This is a genomic window from Mesorhizobium sp. LjRoot246 (genome assembly GCF_964254115.1).
Taxonomy (GTDB): Bacteria; Pseudomonadota; Alphaproteobacteria; order Rhizobiales; family Rhizobiaceae; genus Mesorhizobium.
Genome location: NZ_CAXUSN020000001.1, coordinates 4,238,027 through 4,256,255, shown reverse-complemented (window position 1 = coordinate 4,256,255; position 18,229 = coordinate 4,238,027). Strand labels below are relative to the sequence as shown.

At 61.9% G+C, this 18,229-nt stretch carries 21 protein-coding genes, 2 tRNA genes and 2 pseudogenes; 18 read left to right on the top strand and 7 right to left on the bottom strand.

Annotated elements, in window-relative coordinates; all coding sequences use genetic code 11:
- Positions 1–129: 129 nt before the first annotated feature.
- From ACSQ3L_RS20735 to ACSQ3L_RS20715, 5 genes and pseudogenes are all read left to right on the top strand, one after another.
- Complete coding sequence (locus tag ACSQ3L_RS20735) at positions 130–1,194, top strand: type III polyketide synthase (protein WP_436161609.1); 1,065 nt, start codon at positions 130–132, stop codon at positions 1,192–1,194.
- Positions 1,194–1,919, top strand: a complete 726-nt coding sequence (locus ACSQ3L_RS20730; RefSeq protein ID WP_436161608.1) for a methyltransferase domain-containing protein — start codon at positions 1,194–1,196, stop codon at positions 1,917–1,919. Before ACSQ3L_RS20735 ends, ACSQ3L_RS20730 begins: the two co-directional genes overlap by 1 nt.
- A complete protein-coding gene (locus tag ACSQ3L_RS20725) occupies positions 1,916–3,166 on the top strand; it encodes an NAD(P)/FAD-dependent oxidoreductase (protein WP_436161607.1) in 1,251 nt (416 codons plus the stop codon). Before ACSQ3L_RS20730 ends, ACSQ3L_RS20725 begins: the two co-directional genes overlap by 4 nt.
- A gap of 115 nt (positions 3,167–3,281) precedes the next feature.
- Positions 3,282–3,496: pseudogene (locus ACSQ3L_RS20720) on the top strand (helix-turn-helix domain-containing protein); the annotation flags it as partial.
- 119 nt (positions 3,497–3,615) lie between these two features.
- A complete protein-coding gene (locus ACSQ3L_RS20715) occupies positions 3,616–3,954 on the top strand; it encodes a hypothetical protein (RefSeq protein ID WP_436161606.1) in 339 nt (112 codons plus the stop codon).
- Between the two features lie 100 nt (positions 3,955–4,054).
- Here the strand turns inward: ACSQ3L_RS20715 and ACSQ3L_RS20710 are convergent, their stop codons facing one another.
- The 4 genes from ACSQ3L_RS20710 to ACSQ3L_RS20695 form a co-directional block, all read right to left on the bottom strand.
- Complete coding sequence (locus ACSQ3L_RS20710) at positions 4,055–4,219, bottom strand: hypothetical protein (protein WP_436161605.1); 165 nt, start codon at positions 4,217–4,219, stop codon at positions 4,055–4,057.
- Positions 4,220–4,415: 196 nt separating this feature from the next.
- Positions 4,416–4,616, bottom strand: coding sequence for a KTSC domain-containing protein (locus ACSQ3L_RS20705; protein WP_436161604.1), 201 nt, complete (start codon positions 4,614–4,616; stop codon positions 4,416–4,418).
- A 238-nt stretch (positions 4,617–4,854) separates the two neighbouring features.
- Entirely contained in the window at positions 4,855–5,556 is a 702-nt protein-coding gene (locus tag ACSQ3L_RS20700; RefSeq protein ID WP_436163492.1) for an MgtC/SapB family protein, read from the bottom strand.
- 125 nt (positions 5,557–5,681) lie between these two features.
- Complete coding sequence (locus ACSQ3L_RS20695; protein WP_436161603.1) at positions 5,682–6,047, bottom strand: hypothetical protein; 366 nt, start codon at positions 6,045–6,047, stop codon at positions 5,682–5,684.
- Positions 6,048–6,217: 170 nt separating this feature from the next.
- Here ACSQ3L_RS20695 and ACSQ3L_RS20690 point away from each other — a divergent pair, with 170 nt between their 5' ends.
- The 4 genes from ACSQ3L_RS20690 to ACSQ3L_RS20675 all read left to right on the top strand — a co-directional run bounded on the left by ACSQ3L_RS20690 (position 6,218) and on the right by ACSQ3L_RS20675 (position 9,028).
- Entirely contained in the window at positions 6,218–6,406 is a 189-nt protein-coding gene (locus ACSQ3L_RS20690) for a DUF2934 domain-containing protein (protein ID WP_436161602.1), read from the top strand.
- Between the two features lie 78 nt (positions 6,407–6,484).
- Complete coding sequence (locus ACSQ3L_RS20685) at positions 6,485–6,661, top strand: hypothetical protein (protein ID WP_436161601.1); 177 nt, start codon at positions 6,485–6,487, stop codon at positions 6,659–6,661.
- A 161-nt stretch (positions 6,662–6,822) separates the two neighbouring features.
- Positions 6,823–8,838, top strand: coding sequence for an ABC transporter ATP-binding protein/permease (locus ACSQ3L_RS20680; RefSeq protein WP_436161600.1), 2,016 nt, complete (start codon positions 6,823–6,825; stop codon positions 8,836–8,838).
- Between the two features lie 116 nt (positions 8,839–8,954).
- Positions 8,955–9,028, top strand: a tRNA-Gly gene (locus tag ACSQ3L_RS20675).
- 83 nt (positions 9,029–9,111) lie between these two features.
- Here ACSQ3L_RS20675 and ACSQ3L_RS20670 read toward each other — a convergent pair.
- Complete coding sequence (locus ACSQ3L_RS20670) at positions 9,112–9,576, bottom strand: YidB family protein (RefSeq protein WP_436161599.1); 465 nt, start codon at positions 9,574–9,576, stop codon at positions 9,112–9,114.
- Between the two features lie 132 nt (positions 9,577–9,708).
- Between ACSQ3L_RS20670 and ACSQ3L_RS20665 the strand changes: the two genes are divergently transcribed.
- On the top strand, positions 9,709–9,966 hold the full coding sequence (locus ACSQ3L_RS20665; RefSeq protein ID WP_292186457.1) for a GlsB/YeaQ/YmgE family stress response membrane protein: 258 nt from the start codon (positions 9,709–9,711) through the stop codon (positions 9,964–9,966).
- Between the two features lie 77 nt (positions 9,967–10,043).
- On the opposite strand, the gene ACSQ3L_RS20660 is transcribed toward ACSQ3L_RS20665, so the two are convergent.
- Positions 10,044–10,181: a hypothetical protein gene (locus ACSQ3L_RS20660; RefSeq protein WP_436161598.1), complete on the bottom strand. Its 138-nt coding sequence runs from the start codon at positions 10,179–10,181 to the stop codon at positions 10,044–10,046.
- Between the two features lie 113 nt (positions 10,182–10,294).
- Positions 10,295–11,182, bottom strand: coding sequence for a DMT family transporter (locus ACSQ3L_RS20655; protein WP_436161597.1), 888 nt, complete (start codon positions 11,180–11,182; stop codon positions 10,295–10,297).
- 293 nt (positions 11,183–11,475) lie between these two features.
- Between ACSQ3L_RS20655 and tuf the strand changes: the two genes are divergently transcribed.
- From tuf to ACSQ3L_RS20615, 8 genes and pseudogenes are all read left to right on the top strand, one after another.
- Positions 11,476–12,651, top strand: coding sequence for an elongation factor Tu (tuf, locus tag ACSQ3L_RS20650; protein ID WP_013531404.1), 1,176 nt, complete (start codon positions 11,476–11,478; stop codon positions 12,649–12,651).
- Positions 12,652–12,815: 164 nt separating this feature from the next.
- On the top strand, positions 12,816–14,453 hold the full coding sequence (locus tag ACSQ3L_RS20645; protein WP_436161596.1) for a hypothetical protein: 1,638 nt from the start codon (positions 12,816–12,818) through the stop codon (positions 14,451–14,453).
- Between the two features lie 102 nt (positions 14,454–14,555).
- The gene (locus ACSQ3L_RS20640; RefSeq protein WP_436161595.1) at positions 14,556–15,038 is read left to right on the top strand and encodes a group II truncated hemoglobin; all 483 of its coding nucleotides are present in this window, start codon (positions 14,556–14,558) and stop codon (positions 15,036–15,038) included.
- A gap of 30 nt (positions 15,039–15,068) precedes the next feature.
- A pseudogene (locus ACSQ3L_RS20635) lies at positions 15,069–15,179 on the top strand (putative glycolipid-binding domain-containing protein); the annotation flags it as partial.
- Positions 15,180–15,259: 80 nt separating this feature from the next.
- Positions 15,260–15,335 (top strand) — tRNA-Trp (locus tag ACSQ3L_RS20630).
- Between the two features lie 457 nt (positions 15,336–15,792).
- Positions 15,793–16,335 carry a Chromate resistance protein ChrB gene (locus tag ACSQ3L_RS20625; RefSeq protein WP_436161594.1) on the top strand — a complete coding sequence of 181 codons (543 nt, stop codon included), beginning with the start codon at positions 15,793–15,795 and terminating at the stop codon, positions 16,333–16,335.
- 1 nt (position 16,336) lies between these two features.
- Entirely contained in the window at positions 16,337–17,584 is a 1,248-nt protein-coding gene (locus tag ACSQ3L_RS20620) for an MFS transporter (RefSeq protein ID WP_436163491.1), read from the top strand.
- A gap of 93 nt (positions 17,585–17,677) precedes the next feature.
- Entirely contained in the window at positions 17,678–18,229 is a 552-nt protein-coding gene (locus ACSQ3L_RS20615) for a phosphatase PAP2 family protein (protein ID WP_436161593.1), read from the top strand.

Sequence of the window (18,229 nt, the reverse complement as noted above, 5' to 3'; positions counted from 1 at the left end):
GACGAAACTCGTTTTCGGAAACGTTTGTGAGGCAGGCAAAGCTCAAAGCCGGTGCCTCAACGCCGGTGCCGATTGAGCAAAGACCCTTCGGCGGCGCACGACACCGCACGACGCCCAGGGAGACCGGAAATGTCTGCCAACGCCTACATCAACCAGATCGCAACAGTGGTTCCTGAACACGAGGTTCATCAATTCTACCTGCGGTTCGCGGCTTCCATGCTTGCTGCCAATCGCCGGAGGATATTTGAACGCATGGCCGGCCTTGCCGGCATCGAAAGCCGCTATTCCTGCTTTGCGCCAGCCCTCGACCCCGAGGGAGCCTATGTTGATCGTGCCGGAACCTTTATCCGAGGTGCATTTCCCGGAACGGCCGAGAGAATGGCGATGTTTTGCGAAGCCGCTCCTGTACTGGCAAAAAAAGGCGTCGACGGATTGCAGCTTGGCAACGAAGCATCGCGCATCACCCATCTCATCGTCACCACCTGCACCGGGTTTTCCGCGCCGGGCATCGACTTGGACCTGGTTCGAAGCTGCGGTCTGTCGGACAGCGTCGAGCGCACCATGATCGGGTTCATGGGGTGCTACGCCGCGATAAACGGCCTCAAGCTGGCCCGCCACATCGTTCGCTCCGACTCGCAATCGAGGGTCTTGCTGGTCAATATCGAACTCTGCACCTTGCATCTCAAGGAAACCAACGAGCTGGAAAAGCTGCTGTCCTTCTGCCTCTGGGGCGACGGCTGCGCGGCCACACTTGTCACCGCCGAGCCGTTCGGCATCAAGCTCGACAGTTTTCACTGTGCTGTCGCGGACGAGCGGCGGGATCTGATGAGGTGGGACATTCGCGACGATGGCTTCGATATGGTTCTTTCGGGCCAGGTCCCTGCGGCGATCCATGACGCGTTGCTGAGCAACCAGGACGCCTTCCTCGGCGGCCGGCCAACCGAAGCGATCGATCTCTGGGCCGTGCACCCTGGCGGGCGTTCGGTTCTCGATGCCGTCGAAAGAGCGCTGAACCTCGCTCCCGCCGCGCTCAAGCCGTCGCGCGAGGTGCTGCGCCGATACGGAAACATGTCGTCGGCCACCGTGATGTTCGCGATGCAAGAAATGCTGAAGGCGCCGCCGGGCCTGCTCGGCTGCGGCATGTCGTTCGGACCCGGACTGACAGCTGAAACCATGCTCTTTCGAACAGTATGATGAGCGAACTGAACCAACGTTGCCTTGTCCCGGAAATCCTCGACGGATTGGCGGTCGACGATCCGCGGGCGCTTGCTTCGCGCCGCGATCTCCGCCGCATCAACGCGCTGATGTTCCAGGCGTGGATCATGGCGTCATTGCTGCGGAAATTCGTGCCGACACCGCCACGGCGCATTCTGGAGATAGGCGCGGGCGACGGCACCTTCATGCTCGCCGTGGCGCGGCGCATCGCCAGGCATTGGCCCGAGGTGGAACTGACAATGCTCGATCGCGTCGGTCTCCTCACAACTGAGCTTTCCACCGATTTCGACCGGCTGGGATGGACCGTCGAAGGCATCACAGCCGACGTGTTCGATTGGGCGGAAGTCGCTGGCGGCAGGCGGTTCGACGCGATCACCGTCAATCTGTTCCTGCATCATTTCGACGACGCCGGGCTGGTGCGCCTGTTTTCCCTGCTGGCGACGAAGGCTCCTTTGCTCGTTGCGACAGAACCGCTGCGATCGATGCCGGCGCTGGCCGCGGCCCGTCTTTTGCCGGTGATCGGCGTCAATGACGTGACACGGCATGATGCGGCCCAGAGCGTACGTGCCGGCTTTCGCGGCAGCGAACTGTCCAGTCTCTGGCTCGCGGCCGGACGCAAGCCGCTCGAGGAACGACGCGCCGGTCCTTTTTCCCATATTTTCGTTGGCGCCAGTGACAATGCCGGTTTTGAGTTGAACCCGTGAGGAGCCCATCGACCCATGACGCGATCGTCATCGGCGCCGGCCCGGCGGGAAGTTCCGCCGCACTGACACTGGTTCGGCATGGATGGTCCGTGGCGATCGTCGAAAAGAGCGCGTTCCCGCGCCGCAAGGTCTGTGGCGAATACATCTCGGCAAGCAATCTTGTCCTTCTCGACCGACTGGAGATCGGCGATGCCTGGCGCATTGATGCTGGACCCGAAATCCGCCGCGTAGGCTTCTTTTCCGGCGGAACCTGCGTCGAGGCGCCAATGCCGGATGCAAAATATCAGCCCTCCGCAAAAGACGGCTTCGGCAGGGCGCTAGGCCGGGACGTTCTCGACGCCCTGCTTTTGCAGGCGGCCCGATCGGCGGGGGCCGAAATATTCCAGCCTTGCCGGGCCGTCGCCATCGACCGGGATGGGGACATGCAAAAGGTGCGCATTCAGGCGCGGGACGAGAATTCGGACGACGAGACAACGACCTTGCGGGCGCCGGTGATTATCGCCGCGCACGGCTCCTGGGAACCGGGACCGCTGCCAAGCCAACTCGAAAAGATCAGCCGCCCGTCGGACCTGCTCGGCTTCAAGGCGCATTTCACCGGGTCGTCGCTCGCGCCCGATCTGATGCCGCTGCTGGCGTTTCCCGGCGGCTATGGCGGCATGGTCCTGGCCGATCATGGCCGGCTGTCGATCTCGTGCTGCATAAGGCGCGACATGCTCGCGCGACTGCGCAGGAACCATGGCTCCGGACATGATGATCCCAAACAGGACAACCATGTGTCGGCTGCCGAGGCGGCGTTCCGCCATGTCATGGCTTCTTGCCGGGGCGTGAACGATGCTCTGGATGGAGCTCGCCTCGACGGGCGTTGGCTTGCAGCCGGCCCGATCCGGCCTGGCATCCGCGCCTGTTATGAACAGGATATCTTTCGCGTCGGCAACGCCGCCGGGGAGTCTCATCCGATCATCGCCGAAGGCATCTCGATGGCGCTTCAGTCCGGTTGGCTGCTAGCCAGGGAACTTGCAGGCGCCTCAAGTGGCCGGGCAGGGCGCGAAGCTGCCGGCAGACGCTATCAAGCGGCCTGGCGAGGATTGTTTTCGACGCGGGTCCACGCAGCTGCAGCCATCGCCCGAATGGCCCTCGGCCCCGGCGGCCCTGCCTTGATGGGGGCGACTGTCCGCAATTTCCCCCAAGCACTGACACTTGGCGCGCATATGAGCGGCAAGACGAGGCCAGTCCCCGGTCTTACATGACGGCGCCACAGGTCCCAGAACGAGAATCGTCGCCTTTGCCACCTTCGGCATGTGCGAACCCGACGAAATCCAGGTGCCTTGAGAACGCCCCGGGTGGCAACGGCATTCCTTGTACGACAGCTTGACGATCACGCATGAGTTCATGTCCGTCATGCTGGGGGTGCGTCGGCCAGGCGTTACCGTTGCAATCCAGGAGCTTGAGGGCAGGGGCCTGATCAAGGCAAACCGCGGCGAAATTGTCATTCGCGATCGCGCCGGCCTGTTCTGGCTGACGGCACCTACAGCGAGCCGGAAAGGGAATATGAGCGCCTCATCGGCAAGATTGCCTAGCCGCCATCCCTTTGCCTGAATCAGTGTTCGCAACCGTACTAAGGTCGCGCGAGATATCGACAGCACAACCGATCGTCATAGATAGAATAAGTCCGGACCGACGCAGCGCCAATCGCGAGATGCCGGCACGCCGCGACCCTGCCGAAGCGGCCCTGCCGTCGGCCGAACGGGTCGGGGAGGGCGGTATGTCAAAGGTGGTGAAAAGCGATGTCGTTGATCTCGAGACCTATAGCGCGGTCTATGCGGTCCTTTCCGGCTACGGCGCGAACGACATTATCTCAACGGCGATCGCGGTGGATGAAATCCGCAAGAGATTTCCTGAATGTCCGTGCGACGACGAGGAATTGGTCGGCCTTATGCTCCACGCCATGACGGGCAAAAAAATTGCCGTGAGCTTCGACCACCGTGTGGAACCCGTCGTGCGGCCCATTGCTTCCGATAGCAACGACTTGCGATGATGATGTCTCGCGGCCAGCCAAAGCCCGGGTTGGGAAGGCCTGTTGAAGGTGACCATGGCAAACGCTGTGCGGCATTGAGTTAGCGAGCCTTCAACGCGTCCTATCCTTCGGCCTTGAAGTTCCTGGCTTCCTTCTCGACCTTGGGGCTGTCCTTGCCATGCTTTCGCATCAATTCCTTGGCCTGCTCGGGCGAGATATCGGTCGTCTCTGCCAAGCGCAGCGCCTTCTTGTCCTTGCTCTCGGTCTTCTGCTTCTTGGCCGTCATGGCTTTTTGAACTCCCTTGAAGACTGTTCCGATCGATCTTTGCCGATGCAACCATCCGAGCGAGCATGCCTGGATGGATGGTCATTGCTTTGTTCGCTTCGACGAAACTTCAACGACGCGGTGCCTGGCAGGTTCCCTCTGCCGACGATCTGGAAGTTCATGCAGGCCTAGCAAAGGGGTGTTCCGCCCGAGGTCGTCACGCCACGCGGCGATACCGGTGGCGATCACGGATGAATTCGTTGAAGAAGCGGCCTTTTGAGGAAGCCTTCGCGAAAGCGGCATATGTTGCCGGGGCGACATCCTCATAGTCATAGCGTTTGCCGCTCGGCACAAACCAGACCGAAAGGATTCTGGTCGTGGGATCGTAGTGTGTGTTTCGGATCACGGTCGATGGCATACTGGCACCCGATGGGTCTCCCGGATAATCCGCCAGAGCCCGGATAATCCGCCAGAGATAGCCAGGTTCCCTCGATGCCGTCACTCGTCGAGCAGCGACTAAAGCGCGGGTTGCCGAACTTCACGTCGCGCTTCCTCGATGTCGATAGATGCGAGAAAGGATGCTTCAGATCGTACGGTGCGCAGGTGTTTGAGGCATCGCTTGTCCTGACCTCCGGATGGAGCATGTGACGCCATCATCAATGCATGGGCTCGCGTACCAGATGGAATTTCGCGATCTCGCAGTGTCGGTCCACCAGCGACAGCAAATCCGTGGGCGGGCCGCTACGGTCCGGCCGCCTCCAGCCAATTTCAAACGAGAATACCGGGCTGTCGCGATCCGGTCGGCGCTCGAGGCCAACCAATCGCGCCCGGTAACCGAGCGGCTTGACGATTTCGTCGAGATCGCCCGCTCTCCCATCCTTCCAGGCGACATCCAGTTCAGCATGATGGTCGCGAGGAATGTGCAGGTCGATCCACTTCAGAACGAGAAGCGTCAACAAGGTCAGCAACGTCCCGGCCACCCCCAAACCATACTGGCCGCCGCCGAAGGCCAAGCCGATCGCCGTCATCACCCACAATGTGGCAGCCGTGGTCACCCCGCTGACAAGGTTGCCGCGGCGAAGAATGGCGCCGCCGCCGATGAAGCCGACCCCTGTCAGCACGCCGAGCGGAAAGCGCAACACGTCCATGGAGCCAAAGGAATCGGGGCTTTTGCCGCCAACTCCCAACAAAATGTTGGCCTGTACCATCGTGAGGGCGGCGGCCAGTCCGACCAGGATGGTCGTCCTGAAGCCCGCCGAATGACCGCGCGTTTCGCGGTCCAATCCTATCGCCGCCCCGGCGACTACGGTCAAAACCAATCGCACCACGATATCTTGCCAGTCTGGATTTAGGGGCATTGCAAGGGCCTGAATTAGAAGCCGATTATTGTGCAATCCAATTCTCGTGCGCGCGTTAAGTTCCCTGCGCCATGTTCAGGATATCGGTGTGGCCAAGGTCGCAGCTGAAAATTGAGACCGTAATTCTAGCGGCGCGGGCTGCGTATCGGGATTTGCACGACATTCTCCGACCCAGGCAGGTCAAAAGCCATGGCCAGTTGACGCACGGAGGCCATCTCCACGATCAGTTCTTCGATCGAAAGGTTTGGCAAACCGGTCTTCACTTTCTGCCTTACCCTGGCTGCAAGCTCATGAACCCGCACCGGGACGAAAAGTGGGCTGTCGTCCAGCAGCTTGCCGATTTCGATCACGACATCGGCGTCAATATCTTTCGGCAATTCCCGCATGGGCGTCACCTCGCTCCCGAAGCGGCCCGTGACACCACGGGCAATCCGGCATTGCGCGCCAGGCGGTGTTGGCTGTGCCGGGCGCTGGTCGATAGCCGGATTCATAAATCCGCTGGCTTCGACGTGTCACGAAAAAACGTCGGTACGGCAATAACCAAGCGGTTCGGTTCACCGGCCTGCAGACGCGATGCCCGGATCGCGGCCCTGCAGCGGCTCTTTCCCAGGAACAAAAAATATCGCCCGGAATTGAGACTGATGGATCGGAGGATCGAGTGATGGATAGCAGGGAAGAGCGCATCAAACGGCGAGCCTATGAAATCTGGGAGCGCGAGGGCCGGCCAACGGGGCGCGAACAGGAGCATTGGGATCAGGCCGTCCAGGAGATAGAGGCGGAAGGTTCGGAGACCGAACGTGGTCCAGTCGCGTCTGATCAGGCTGTTGGCGCAAAAAGCTGGAAGGATTGAAGGCAGGCCCGCTTGTCTCTGCCTGGCAACCCAAATCCTTCAGCCTCGTTTGTCGAATATCAACCAGAGGAGGTTTCCGTGAAGAGGCCCCTGCCGTTTCTGGTGCTGGCTGCCGTTCTTGCGCTCGGCGCATGTGACAACAACATAGAGCCGACGAAAGCCAATGCCGAGACGGTCACCAAAAACCCACAGGTTGACCAGGACACCAAGTCGACGACCGGCGGCGACCAGCCAACTGCCGTGCCGCAGAAATAAGTCCTGTCTCGTTCCGCGATACGCCCTTGCTGCGCATCGCCTATCTCAGGGAGGGGACGTCTGTCGCAAATCTCAGGCAACTGACGTGACGAGTGGTAGATGCTGCTGGGTCTCGGGCGGACATCATGAAACCTTTTGATTTTTAAGCCGTTATCGGCCTTATGTCCGGGGCTGAATTCAAGCCGAAAAGGGTCGACGGGGCCAAACCACGCGGTGCTGCAAAGTCGCGCCGGAAAAAGGCATCGACTGTCGAAGCCGCGGCCGGGGCCGACGATCAAGCCGCGCCCGAGGTCGACGGCCAGGCCGCGCCGCCGCCGGATGCCATCGAACCTGATCCGGAACTGACGCCCGAAGAGGTCGAGCAGGCGCGCAAGCGATACTTGCTGCGGCGTTTCTGGATCAGCGCGCGCGGTTACTGGAGCCGCGGCGGCGATCGGTTCGCCTGGCCGCTCACGATCGGGGTGCTGCTGCTGATCTGCATCAATATCGGCTTCCAGTATGGGATCAATGTCTGGAACCGCTCGATGTTCGATGCACTCGAGCAGCGCAACGCCCGCAGCGTCTATTTCCTCAGCGCCGTATTCGTGCCGCTGGTGATCTGCAGCGGCAGCCTTGTCGTCGCGCAGGTCTACCTGCGTATGACGATCCAGCGCCGCTGGCGTTCCTGGCTGACCACCGCCGTCATCGCACGCTGGCTGGCAGGCGGCCGCTACTATCAGTTGAACCTCGTCGGCGGCGACCACAAGAACCCCGAGGCCCGCATGACCGAGGATCTGCGCATCGCCACCGAGTCGCCGGTCGATTTCATCGCCGGTGTCCTCAACGCGTTTCTGTCGGCCTCGACCTTCATCGTCGTGCTATGGACCATCGGCGGCGCGCTCACCCTGCCGATCGGCGGCGAGAGCATCACCATTCCTGGCTTCCTGGTCATCACCGCGATCATCTATGCCGCCATCACCTCGACCTCGATGGTGGTCATCGGCCGTAATTTCGTCCAGCTCTCCGAGCGGAAGAACCAGGCGGAGGCCGAACTGCGCTACACGCTGACGCGCGTTCGCGAAAACGGCGAGAGCATCGCCTTGCTGGGCGGCGAAGAGGAGGAACGCAGCGGCATCGACAGGAATTTCGGCCATGTGCTGAGGCAATGGGCGCTGCTGACTGGCCAGCACATGCGCACGGCGGCGGTGTCGCAGGGATCGAGCCTGTTTGCGCCGGTCGTGCCGATCCTGCTGTGTGCGCCAAAATTCCTCGAAGGCTCGATGACGCTTGGCGAGGTGATGCAGGCAGCTTCTGCCTTCGGCATCGTGCAGGGCGCTTTCGGATGGCTGGTCGACAACTATCCCCGTCTCGCCGACTGGAACGCCTGTGCCCGACGCATCGCTTCGTTGATGATGTCGCTCGACGGGCTCGAGCGCGCGGAACAGAGCGACGCGCTCGGACGCATCCAGCACGGCAAAACCGATGACGGGGCGATGCTCAGCCTCGACAATCTCTCCGTGACGCTCGACGACGGCACCGCCGTGGTCAAAGAGACCGAGGTTGCGATCGAACCGGGTGAGCGGGTGTTGGTGGCCGGCGAATCCGGCTCGGGCAAGTCGACGCTGGTGCGGGCCGTCGCGGGCCTGTGGCCGTGGGGCGGCGGCGGCGTCAATTTCCACGCCGGCAGGCGTCTGTTCATGCTGCCGCAACGCCCCTACATCCCTTCGGGTACGCTGCGCCGCGCGGTTGCCTATCCTGCGGCGGCGAACAAGTGGACGATCAAGCAGATCAAGGCTGCCCTCGACAAAGTGGGCCTTGCCTATCTTGCCGACAGGATCAAGGAAGAAGCGCCATGGGACCAGACGCTGTCGGGCGGCGAAAAGCAACGCCTTGCCTTCGCGCGCCTGCTGCTGCATCGCCCCGATATCGTCGTGCTGGATGAAGCGACCTCGGCGTTGGACGAGAAGAGCCAGGACAAGATGATGGAGACGGTGATCCGCGAATTGCCTGACGTCACCATCATCAGCGTGGCGCACCGCGCCGAACTGGAGGCCTTTCATAGCCGCAAGATCACCCTGGAGCGGCGCAAGGGCGGGGCCAAGCTTGTCAGCGATATCGATCTCGTCCAGCGCAGGAGGAGCAGGCGGAACCTGCTCGGGCGCGCCCTGTGGGGCTCCGGTGCTCGCAACAGAAGGTAACGCCTCCAGCAGGGCCACACTGTTGCAAACGCGCGACCGACTGACGAAGCTATCCCGGTCAGATCGCGGGAGCCTCCTTGACCTTCGAGACGTCGTCGAATAGCTAAGGCTCGCGCGCGGGTATAGCTCAGTGGTAGAGCAGCAGCCTTCCAAGCTGAATATGCGGGTTCGATTCCCGCTACCCGCTCCAGACTTTCATCCCCAGCACCGGCAAACGAAACACTGCGCGCGGGCGAGGCGCGCAGCGCTCCAGAATCGTGCGCCTGTATCGCGCTAGCTGTTGAACGCGGATGCGACCTGGTGCTGCTGCGGCACCTGGCCGTTCGGGGTCAGCTTGTCGACGATGCCGGGCAAGGCAGCGGACAATTGCTTGAGCAGCTCCTGCTCGTCCAGCCCGGTCCGTTGCGCGATCTCGCGAATGACCTGGGGGCCGATCGCGGTGCCGAGATCATTGGCGTTGATCGACTGGTTCTGCCCGGTGCCGACCCAGGAATCCGCGGCGTTGCCGTGGCCGGCATCCCTGAGCTTGTCGAGGAGGCCGCCCAGTCCGCCGAGCAGGCCACCGTCGGCGGAAGTCGTTTCCGTTGGGGCAGGGGCGGCCGGAGCGGGAGCGGCAGACTGCTCGGGCTGTTCGGCACTTCTGCCGCTTAGCATCTTTCCGACCAGCAGCGCGCCGAGCGCGATCATCAGTGGTTTGGTGATGTTGCCGCCGGGAACGGCGTTGTCAAAAAGTCCCATAGTGGATCCTCCATAGCGACCAAGCCCGTCCCGTCCTCGACAATGGACCATTCGGGCGGAATTTCAAGCTGGCTTGAGGTTTTGACAATCATATGAAAATGTTCAGCTGGCGGGGGGGATGGAGAGGAAAAAATGGGTATCATCAGCTGGATCATTCTCGGCGTGGTCGCCGGCTTCATCGGCAGCAAGATCGTCAACAAGACCGGCCAGGGCATGATCATGGATATCGTGCTCGGCATCGTCGGCGCCATTGTCGGCGGCCTGATCTTCAGCGCCTTCGGCGCGTCGGGCGTTACCGGCCTCAACATCTACAGCCTGATCGTCGCCGTGGTTGGCGCGGTGGTCGTCCTGTGGGCCTACCATCAGTTCAGCGCGAAGCGGGCGCTTTAGGCGCCTGCCAGGTCGTCTGAGGTTCGAATTTCTGCTGAGGCAAGACCGGCTTAGGGCCGGTATGTGCAGCGGCTCGCCTATGGCATCAACACCGCGTCGGCGGCGGCGAAAAAGATCAGCGTTCCCGCGATGAACACCGCCCAGCCGACAAGCGACTTGCGGATGGCGGCCTTGTGCTCGGTTTCGGAGCTCTTGTTCCGGTCAAAATCGGTCATGGGGAACTCCCTTGGCTGATTGATCAAATCGCCGTCGATCGAACGGCTCTTCGCCGATTAGACGATCTTTTTCGGCTCGGCAACGGCTCGTGAGCGCCTGTCAGGGTGCCGGGCTACGCGACCACGGCCAGCCGGCGCTGACGCTGATCCAGCGACACGATGGTCAGCCCGCTGCCGACGACCAGCAGGATGCCGCAGACCGCCAGCGCGTTGGGGAATTGCCCGAATACCAGCAGGCCCGAAATGACCGCCCAGACGGTGAAGCAATAGTAGAACGGCGCCACGGCGCTGGTCGGTCCGACGCGATAGGCCATGAAGATGAAGAAGTGGCCGAAGATCAGGAAAAATCCGGCGCCTGCCAAAAGCAGCAGGTGGTGTGTCCCGGGCATCACCCAGCGCTCGGAAACCAGATGCGCGGCACCGGCCCCGATCAGCACCACCACGACGGCGGAAATCGCCACGATCATCCCCGGCACCTCGGCCGCGACCCGCCTGCCGGCAAGGTCGCGCGCCGCCGCAAGTGCTGCGTTGCCGAGCGCCAGCAGCGCATAGACCGAAATGCCTTGCATGGTCGGCTGCGCCACCATCAGGGCGCCGATGAAGCCGAGCCCGATCAGCGCCATGCGCTGGCCGCCAATCCGCTCGCCAAACAGGATCGAGGAGCCGACCAGCATCAAGAGGGGTGTGATCTGTCCGAGCGCGGTGGAATCGGCGATCTGCATGTTGGCGAGTGCGACGACATAGCAAAGGATCGCGGCCATCTCGAGCAGGTTCCTGCGCAGCACTTGGCCGTCGAAGATCAGCGGGATCTGCTTGCCATAGCCCAGCGCGAACAACAGCGGGAAGCCCCAGAGCGCTGCCGCCACGCCGCGCAGAAACAGCACTTCATAGGACGGCAGGCCTGCCGTCGCGAGCTTCATCATCGTGTCGTTGACGAGATACGACCCCGTCGAGACGATCATGAACAGTGGGCCGCGGATGGAGGCAGGGATGAAATGCATTTGGTCAGGAGATCAGACCCCGGTTCCGACCGCAATGGGCCATGGCCTGGCCTTGAATCAGACAGGGCGGGCGGGCAAGCCAGCGCTATCGCGGCTTCGATCCATCGGTCTGTCACCCATTTCATTTCGTCTCCAGCCTTCCTATATCAGCGCTACATCCCTGCAATCGGATCGATGGTTCGGACTGAGTGAGACGGCACCCAGCCAAAAGACGCTTGTGTTTTTTGGCCTTTGTCGCTAATCGCCCCGCATTCGACTGAACTGAAGGTCCCGGCCGTCCAAGGAAAGAGACTATGGCAAAAGGTAAATTCGAGCGTAACAAGCCTCACGTGAACATCGGCACGATTGGCCACGTCGACCATGGCAAGACGTCGCTGACGGCGGCGATCACCAAGTATTTTGGCGAATACAAGCGCTACGACCAGATCGACGCTGCCCCTGAAGAGAAGGCGCGCGGCATCACGATCTCGACGGCGCATGTCGAATACGAGACGGCCAACCGTCACTACGCTCACGTCGACTGCCCCGGCCACGCCGACTATGTGAAGAACATGATCACCGGTGCCGCGCAGATGGATGGCGCGATCCTGGTCGTGTCGGCCGCCGACGGCCCGATGCCGCAGACCCGCGAGCACATCCTGCTGGCCCGTCAGGTCGGCGTGCCGTCGATCGTGGTGTTTTTGAACAAGGTCGACCAGGTCGACGACGCCGAGCTGCTCGAACTGGTCGAGCTCGAGGTGCGTGAGCTTCTGACCAAGAACGAATTCCCCGGCGACGACATTCCGATCGTCAAGGGTTCGGCCCTGGCTGCTTTGGAAGATTCGGACAAGAAGATCGGTGAGGACGCGATCCGCGAGCTGATGGCTGCGGTCGATGCCTACATCCCGACGCCGGTTCGTCCGCTCGACAAGCCGTTCCTGATGCCGATCGAGGACGTGTTCTCGATCTCGGGCCGTGGCACGGTCGTCACCGGTCGCGTCGAGCGCGGCGTGGTCAAGGTCGGCGAGGAGCTGGAAATCATCGGCATCCGTCCGACGACCAAGACGACCTGCACGGGCGTGGAAATGTTCCGCAAGCTGCTCGACCAGGGCCAGGCTGGCGACAACATCGGCGCGCTGCTGCGCGGCGTTGATCGTGAAGGTGTCGAGCGCGGCCAGGTTCTGGCCAAGCCCGGCACGGTGAAGCCGCACAAGAAGTTCGTGGCTGAAGCCTACATCCTGACCAAGGACGAAGGTGGCCGTCACACGCCGTTCTTCACCAACTACCGTCCGCAGTTCTACTTCCGCACGACCGACGTGACCGGCATTGTGTCGCTGCCGGAAGGCACCGAGATGGTGATGCCGGGCGACAACATCACGGTCGATGTCGAGCTGATCGTGCCGATCGCCATGGAAGAGAAGCTGCGCTTCGCTATCCGTGAAGGCGGCCGCACCGTCGGTGCCGGCATCGTCGTCACCATCAAGGAATAACCGACACCGGCATTCGCCGGATCAGGTTCGAAACGGAAAGGGCGGTCCTTGGGGCCGCCCTTTTTGCTTTTCGCCCGGCGGTCGGGCGCGTCTTGCCGCCCGAAACCTTGTTGCAAGCCTTTCGACCTCGTCTAGTATAGGTTGCATCAAGGGGCTTTTTCCAAATGGTTCCAGGGCGCCTTCACCATTGTCGGGCATTGTGGTCGCTGGCGCTGACCTGCCTGCTGGCGTTGCTTGTCACGGGACGTGCCTTTGCGGCGGATACGGCTCCGGATCTCGGCCCGACAATGCGGTTTGGCATTGTCCGCAGCAACGCACCGGGGTGCGAGCCGATCTGCCCGGAATGGATATCGGCTGAAGGCTCGATAGAAGCCGGCACGCCGGCACTCTTCAAACGCATGCTGAAGGCGCTTGGTGGGCGGAAACTGCCTGTTGTCGTGGATTCTCCCGGCGGCAGTGTCGAGGCGGCGCTGGCGCTTGGCCGGCTGATCCGCAAGAACAAGCTCGATATCGCCATCGGCAAGACGGTGTTCTCCGGTTGCCAGCCCAGCGCGAAAGATTGCCCGGGCCGTGACAAGAACGGCGCCCGCTACTTCGGTGGTGTCCTTGCCTATGGCGCCATGTGCAATTCCGCCTGTCCGCTGATGTTTGCCGGCGGTGTCAGGCGTGTCGCGGGCGAATGGGCCTATCTCGGCGTCCATCAGATCACCACGACCTACATCCGCACGAAATTGCAATACCGGACCACCTACCGCGTCGTGGGGGGCAAGAAGAAGGTTCTCAATACAAAGATCGTCAGCCGCAAGAACGCCGGTAGCTACAAGACCTACGAGATGAGCAAGGCGGTGGAGAAAAGGCTGGCGGCCTATCTCGACGAGATGGGCATCGAACAGGGTGTGCTCGAAACGATGAAGGGCACCCCGGCCAGCGAAATCCACCAGATCGCGCTCGACGACATGCTGACGATGAAATTGGTCACCAGCACGGACACCGTGGACCTGTTGACCGCCGCGAGCCTGTGCGAGCCGGGCCGCTTGGCCGCGAATTGCCGGGAAATGCCGGAGAACAAGCCGGCCGATGACCTGACGGCCGCGGTCCAGCCCAACCCGCTGCCCGAACTCATGCCGCGCGATGAAGGCATGCGCTTTGTCGTGGTTCGCGGCAGCAACCCGCTCTGCAATCCAGACTGCCCGGAATGGATTTCGGCGGAAGGGGCGATTACGCCTCAGACCCCGCAGAAGCTGCGGCAGTTGCTGGCCACGCTTGGCGACCGGCAACTGCCTGTCGTGATCAGCTCAAGAGGAGGCGACCTGTTCAGCGCCCTGGCGGCGGGACGGCTTGTCCATGAAAACAGGCTCGACGTCGCCGTTGGCCGCACCGATTTCGTCGGCTGTGACCCGGGAGCGTGGAATTGCCTGGCCGAAGACGGCGCCTATGCCGGACTGAGCATCGATGCGGGCGTGGAGTGCGATTCGGCCTGCGCGCTCATGCTTGCCGGTGGCGTCAGACGGCTTGTCGGTCCCCAGGCACGGCTTAGCCTGTACCCGATGGGGCAAAAGCAGATGGTCAAAGCTTACCTGGAGGAGATGGCAATCGGTCCCGCTCTGTTCGCAGCCATCGAGCAGCGCTCGGTCGAGCGCCGGCTTGAGCCCGATATGATGCTCAAGGTCGGACTGACGACAGGCCCGCAATCCGTCGACGCGCTGACCGGCGCCACCATCTGCGAAGCGGTGCCGAAACCCGGGAATTGCCGGATCCGGCCTTCCGCCAATGCCGAGGCTGACGCGCCAGCCAAATTGTAGAGGGCGGCGAAGCCGCAAACTGGCCATCGAGGCAGGTTGAGTCGCTCTCGATTTTTCCGTTATCGTCGCTGTTGGCGGCGCCGGGCAGGTGGAGGATCGAGAATGAGCCAAAATATCCCGACACTCTACGAATGGGCCGGCGGCAGCGAGGCCTTGAACCGGCTGACCCAGACTTTCTATGACAAGGTGGCGCAGGACCCGATCGTCGGGCCGGTGTTCAAGACCATGTCGCTGGATCATCCGGCCCATGTCGCGGCCTTCATCGGCGAGGTTTTCGGCGGACCGAAAACCTACAGCGAGCAATTTGGCGGACACCGCGAGATGGTCATGCACCATCTGGGCAAGCATCTGACCGAGGAGCAGCGCCGGCGCTGGATCAATCTCCTTGCCGATGCCGCCGACACGGTCGGCTTGCCTGATGATCCGGAATTCCGCTCGGCCTTCATGGGCTATGTCGAATGGGGATCGCGGCTGGCCAAGATGAATTCCAATCTCGGCGAGACCTGCGATCCCGAGACAGAACCGATGCCGACCTGGGGCTGGGGCGTGCCGGGCGGCCCCTATCGGGTGCCGGACGCCAAATAGCTCCGACCATCGCACCGGGAGGCGCACGAAGAGGGCAGGCGCCGCCGCTATGAATCGCGTGCCAGCGACTTCAAGCGGGAGCTCGCGATCGACCGCGACGGGCTGGTTGTAAGCTATCCCGATTTCTGGCGCAGGGGCTAAGGCACGTTTGCTTGCAAACGCTCTTTACAGAGCGTGCGGAAGCTTTTAGGAAGCGCCTGCTGCGCCGATGTGCGCACGATACGGGCATAGCTCAGTTGGTAGAGCGGCGGTCTCCAAAACCGCAGGTCGTAGGTTCGAGCCCTGCTGCCCGTGCCATTTCCCTAGGGAAATCAGGCACATAGAAATCGCCTTGCTTGGCGAGGACGCCGAAAGTAGCCTTACACATCTCTTGCAGAACCTTCCACGTGCTCAGGGAGTGTGTGGCAGTGGCCGAAGGTTACGCGATTCTGGAAGGCAAAGTTCACGTCTATCGGCGCAACGACAGCCCAATTTGGCAGTGTTCGACGTCTTTGAACGTGTTTTCCGTGGACAACTCGCCGCGCCGTCTCGGCCCTGTCCTTGGCTCGCGCCAGACTGCCCTCCTTGGTGCTGCCCCGCCAGTTCTTGCCTTTGAGATACGCCGCCGACCAGTTCATCGCCGAATATGAGGTGTTGACCGACGGCGAGCGGAACGCCGTTGGGTCCAGGATCACTGTCGGCGCGGTCGCACGCTTCCGGCCAAGCATCGCCTCGACCTGTTGACTTGATACGGTCGTTTCATATCATGGAAGCGATGGTTTCTCTATCGTGGCTTCTGCTGACTTACAAAGTGCCGCCCGAGCCGGCCGGCAAGCGCGTCGCATTATGGCGCCGACTGAAGGGCATGGGCGCGGTCTACCTGCAGAACGGCGTCTGCCTGCTGCCGAAGACCGAGGATCATGTCCGCCGACTGAAGATGCTGGAGAACGATATTTCCGAGATGGGCGGCGAATCCGTCATCCTGGAGACCATCGCCCTCGATCGTGTCCAGGAGGACAAGGTGGTTTCTCGCTTCAGGGCGGATCGTGACGACCAGTACCGCGAGTTTCTCGGACGATGCGCCGATTTCGAGAAGGAGATCGCCAAGGAGATCGCGATCAACAAATTTACCTATGCCGAGCTCGAAGAGGAGGACACCGACCTCAAGAAGCTCCAGGGCTGGCTGGAGAAGATCAAAAAACTCGATTTCTACGGCGCGCCCCTTGCTGACGAGGCCGCCCTGCGGCTGCGCGCCTGCGAGGCTCTGCTCGACAGCTACGCTCAACGGGTCTTCGACGCCCATGACGAGAACCGATGAGATGGCAGGTCACGATGGCGGATCAGATGCGGTGACGATCGAGATCATTGATCGGCCTGGAATCCGGCGAAGCATTCCGACCTCCATTTGGGCGCTCGGCTTCGTGTCGATGCTGATGGATATCTCGTCGGAGATGATCCACGCGCTGTTGCCCGTCTACATGGTGACAATTCTCGGAACCTCGGTACTCGCCGTCGGGATCATCGAAGGCATCGCCGAGGCGACGGCCTCGATCACCAAGGTCTTTTCCGGCGCGCTCAGCGACTGGCTCGGCAAGCGCAAATTCCTCGCCGCGCTCGGCTATGGCCTCGCTGCCTTCACCAAGCCGATCTTTCCGTTGGCGTCTTCGATCGAATGGCTCATCGCGGCGCGCTTCATAGATCGTGTTGGCAAGGGTATTCGCGGCGCGCCACGCGATGCGCTTGTCGCCGACATCGCCCCGCCGCATCTGCGCGGCGCAAGTTTTGGCCTGCGCCAGTCGCTTGACACCGTCGGCGCTTTCATCGGCCCGCTCCTCGCCATCGGCCTGATGTGGCTGACAGCCGATCATTTTCAGGCGGTGTTCTGGATTGCCGTCATTCCGGCATTCCTGTCCGTCGGCCTGATCCTCGTCGCCGTCAAGGAACCGGAGCGGCCAAAGGAACTGCGGCGTGTCCGTATGCCGCTGCATCGCGATGAACTGCGCCGTCTTGGAGCGACCTATTGGTGGGTCGTGGCGGTCGCCGCCGTGTTCACCCTCGCTCGCTTCAGCGAAGCCTTTCTCATCTTGCGGGCGCAATCGATCGGCCTGCCGCTGGCCCTGATCCCGGTGGTCCTGGTGATCATGAGCCTCGCCTATTCCCTGTCGGCCTATCCTATCGGCGTGCTGTCCGATCGCGTCAACCGCCTGACTCTCCTGGCCATTGGCCTTGTGCTTCTTCTGCTGGCTGACCTCGTACTCGCCTTCGCGACGGACTTCGTCTGGGTCGGGATCGGCGTCGCGTTCTGGGGTCTCCATATGGGTTTCACGCAAGGGTTGCTGGCAACCTTGATCGCCGAGACCGCGCCAGCGGAACTGCGCGGAACCGCCTTTGGCATGTTCAATCTGGTCACCGGTTTGGCGCTGCTTATTGCCAGCGTGATCGCTGGCGCGCTTTGGGATCAAGCGGGGCCTCAGGGCACATTCCTGGCTGGTGCCGCCTTCACCATGCTGACCGTTGTTGGATTGTTTGCCATCCGCAGCCGGCTGAGAGGGCGGACGGATGCCTGACACCCGCGGCGCCCACCTGCCAACCCTTACCCGTCAATTGCCCCAGAGTACCGCACATGCGTCGACACTGGAGGTCGAACCTAGGAGTCGCCTATGTATGAACTCGACGCCGCGGTAACACATGCAATCAACGGGTTGGCTGAACGAAGCGCGGCCGTCGATTTTCTGATGATCTGGGTTTCAACTATCGGTGTCCCACTTCTGGTGCTGGCCGTCGCCGTCCAGTGGTGGCGACGCATCGATAGACCGCAGGTCCGTCACGTCCTTGTCGCGGCAGGGCTCTCTTTCCTTCTCGGCCTCGCCCTCAATCAGCTTATCCTCCTCTTCATCCACCGGATGCGGCCGTACGATGGCGGCGTAACCCATCTTCTCATCCCCCGCAGCGCCGACTTCTCATTTCCCTCCGATCATGCAACCGCAACCTTCGCCATCGCGGCGGCGTTCCTCCTGCACGGCTCGCGGCGCGTCGGGTTTGGTTTCCTCGCCGCCGCTGCTCTAGTCACTTTCTCGCGCGTCTATATCGGAACCCATTACGCCAGCGACGTTCTGGGCGGGGCGCTGACCGGGGTTATCGCTGCCTTCGCCGTTCGCGCAGTCTATTGGCAAGACACCCGCATCGACCGCCTCATCACCGGCATTCTATAG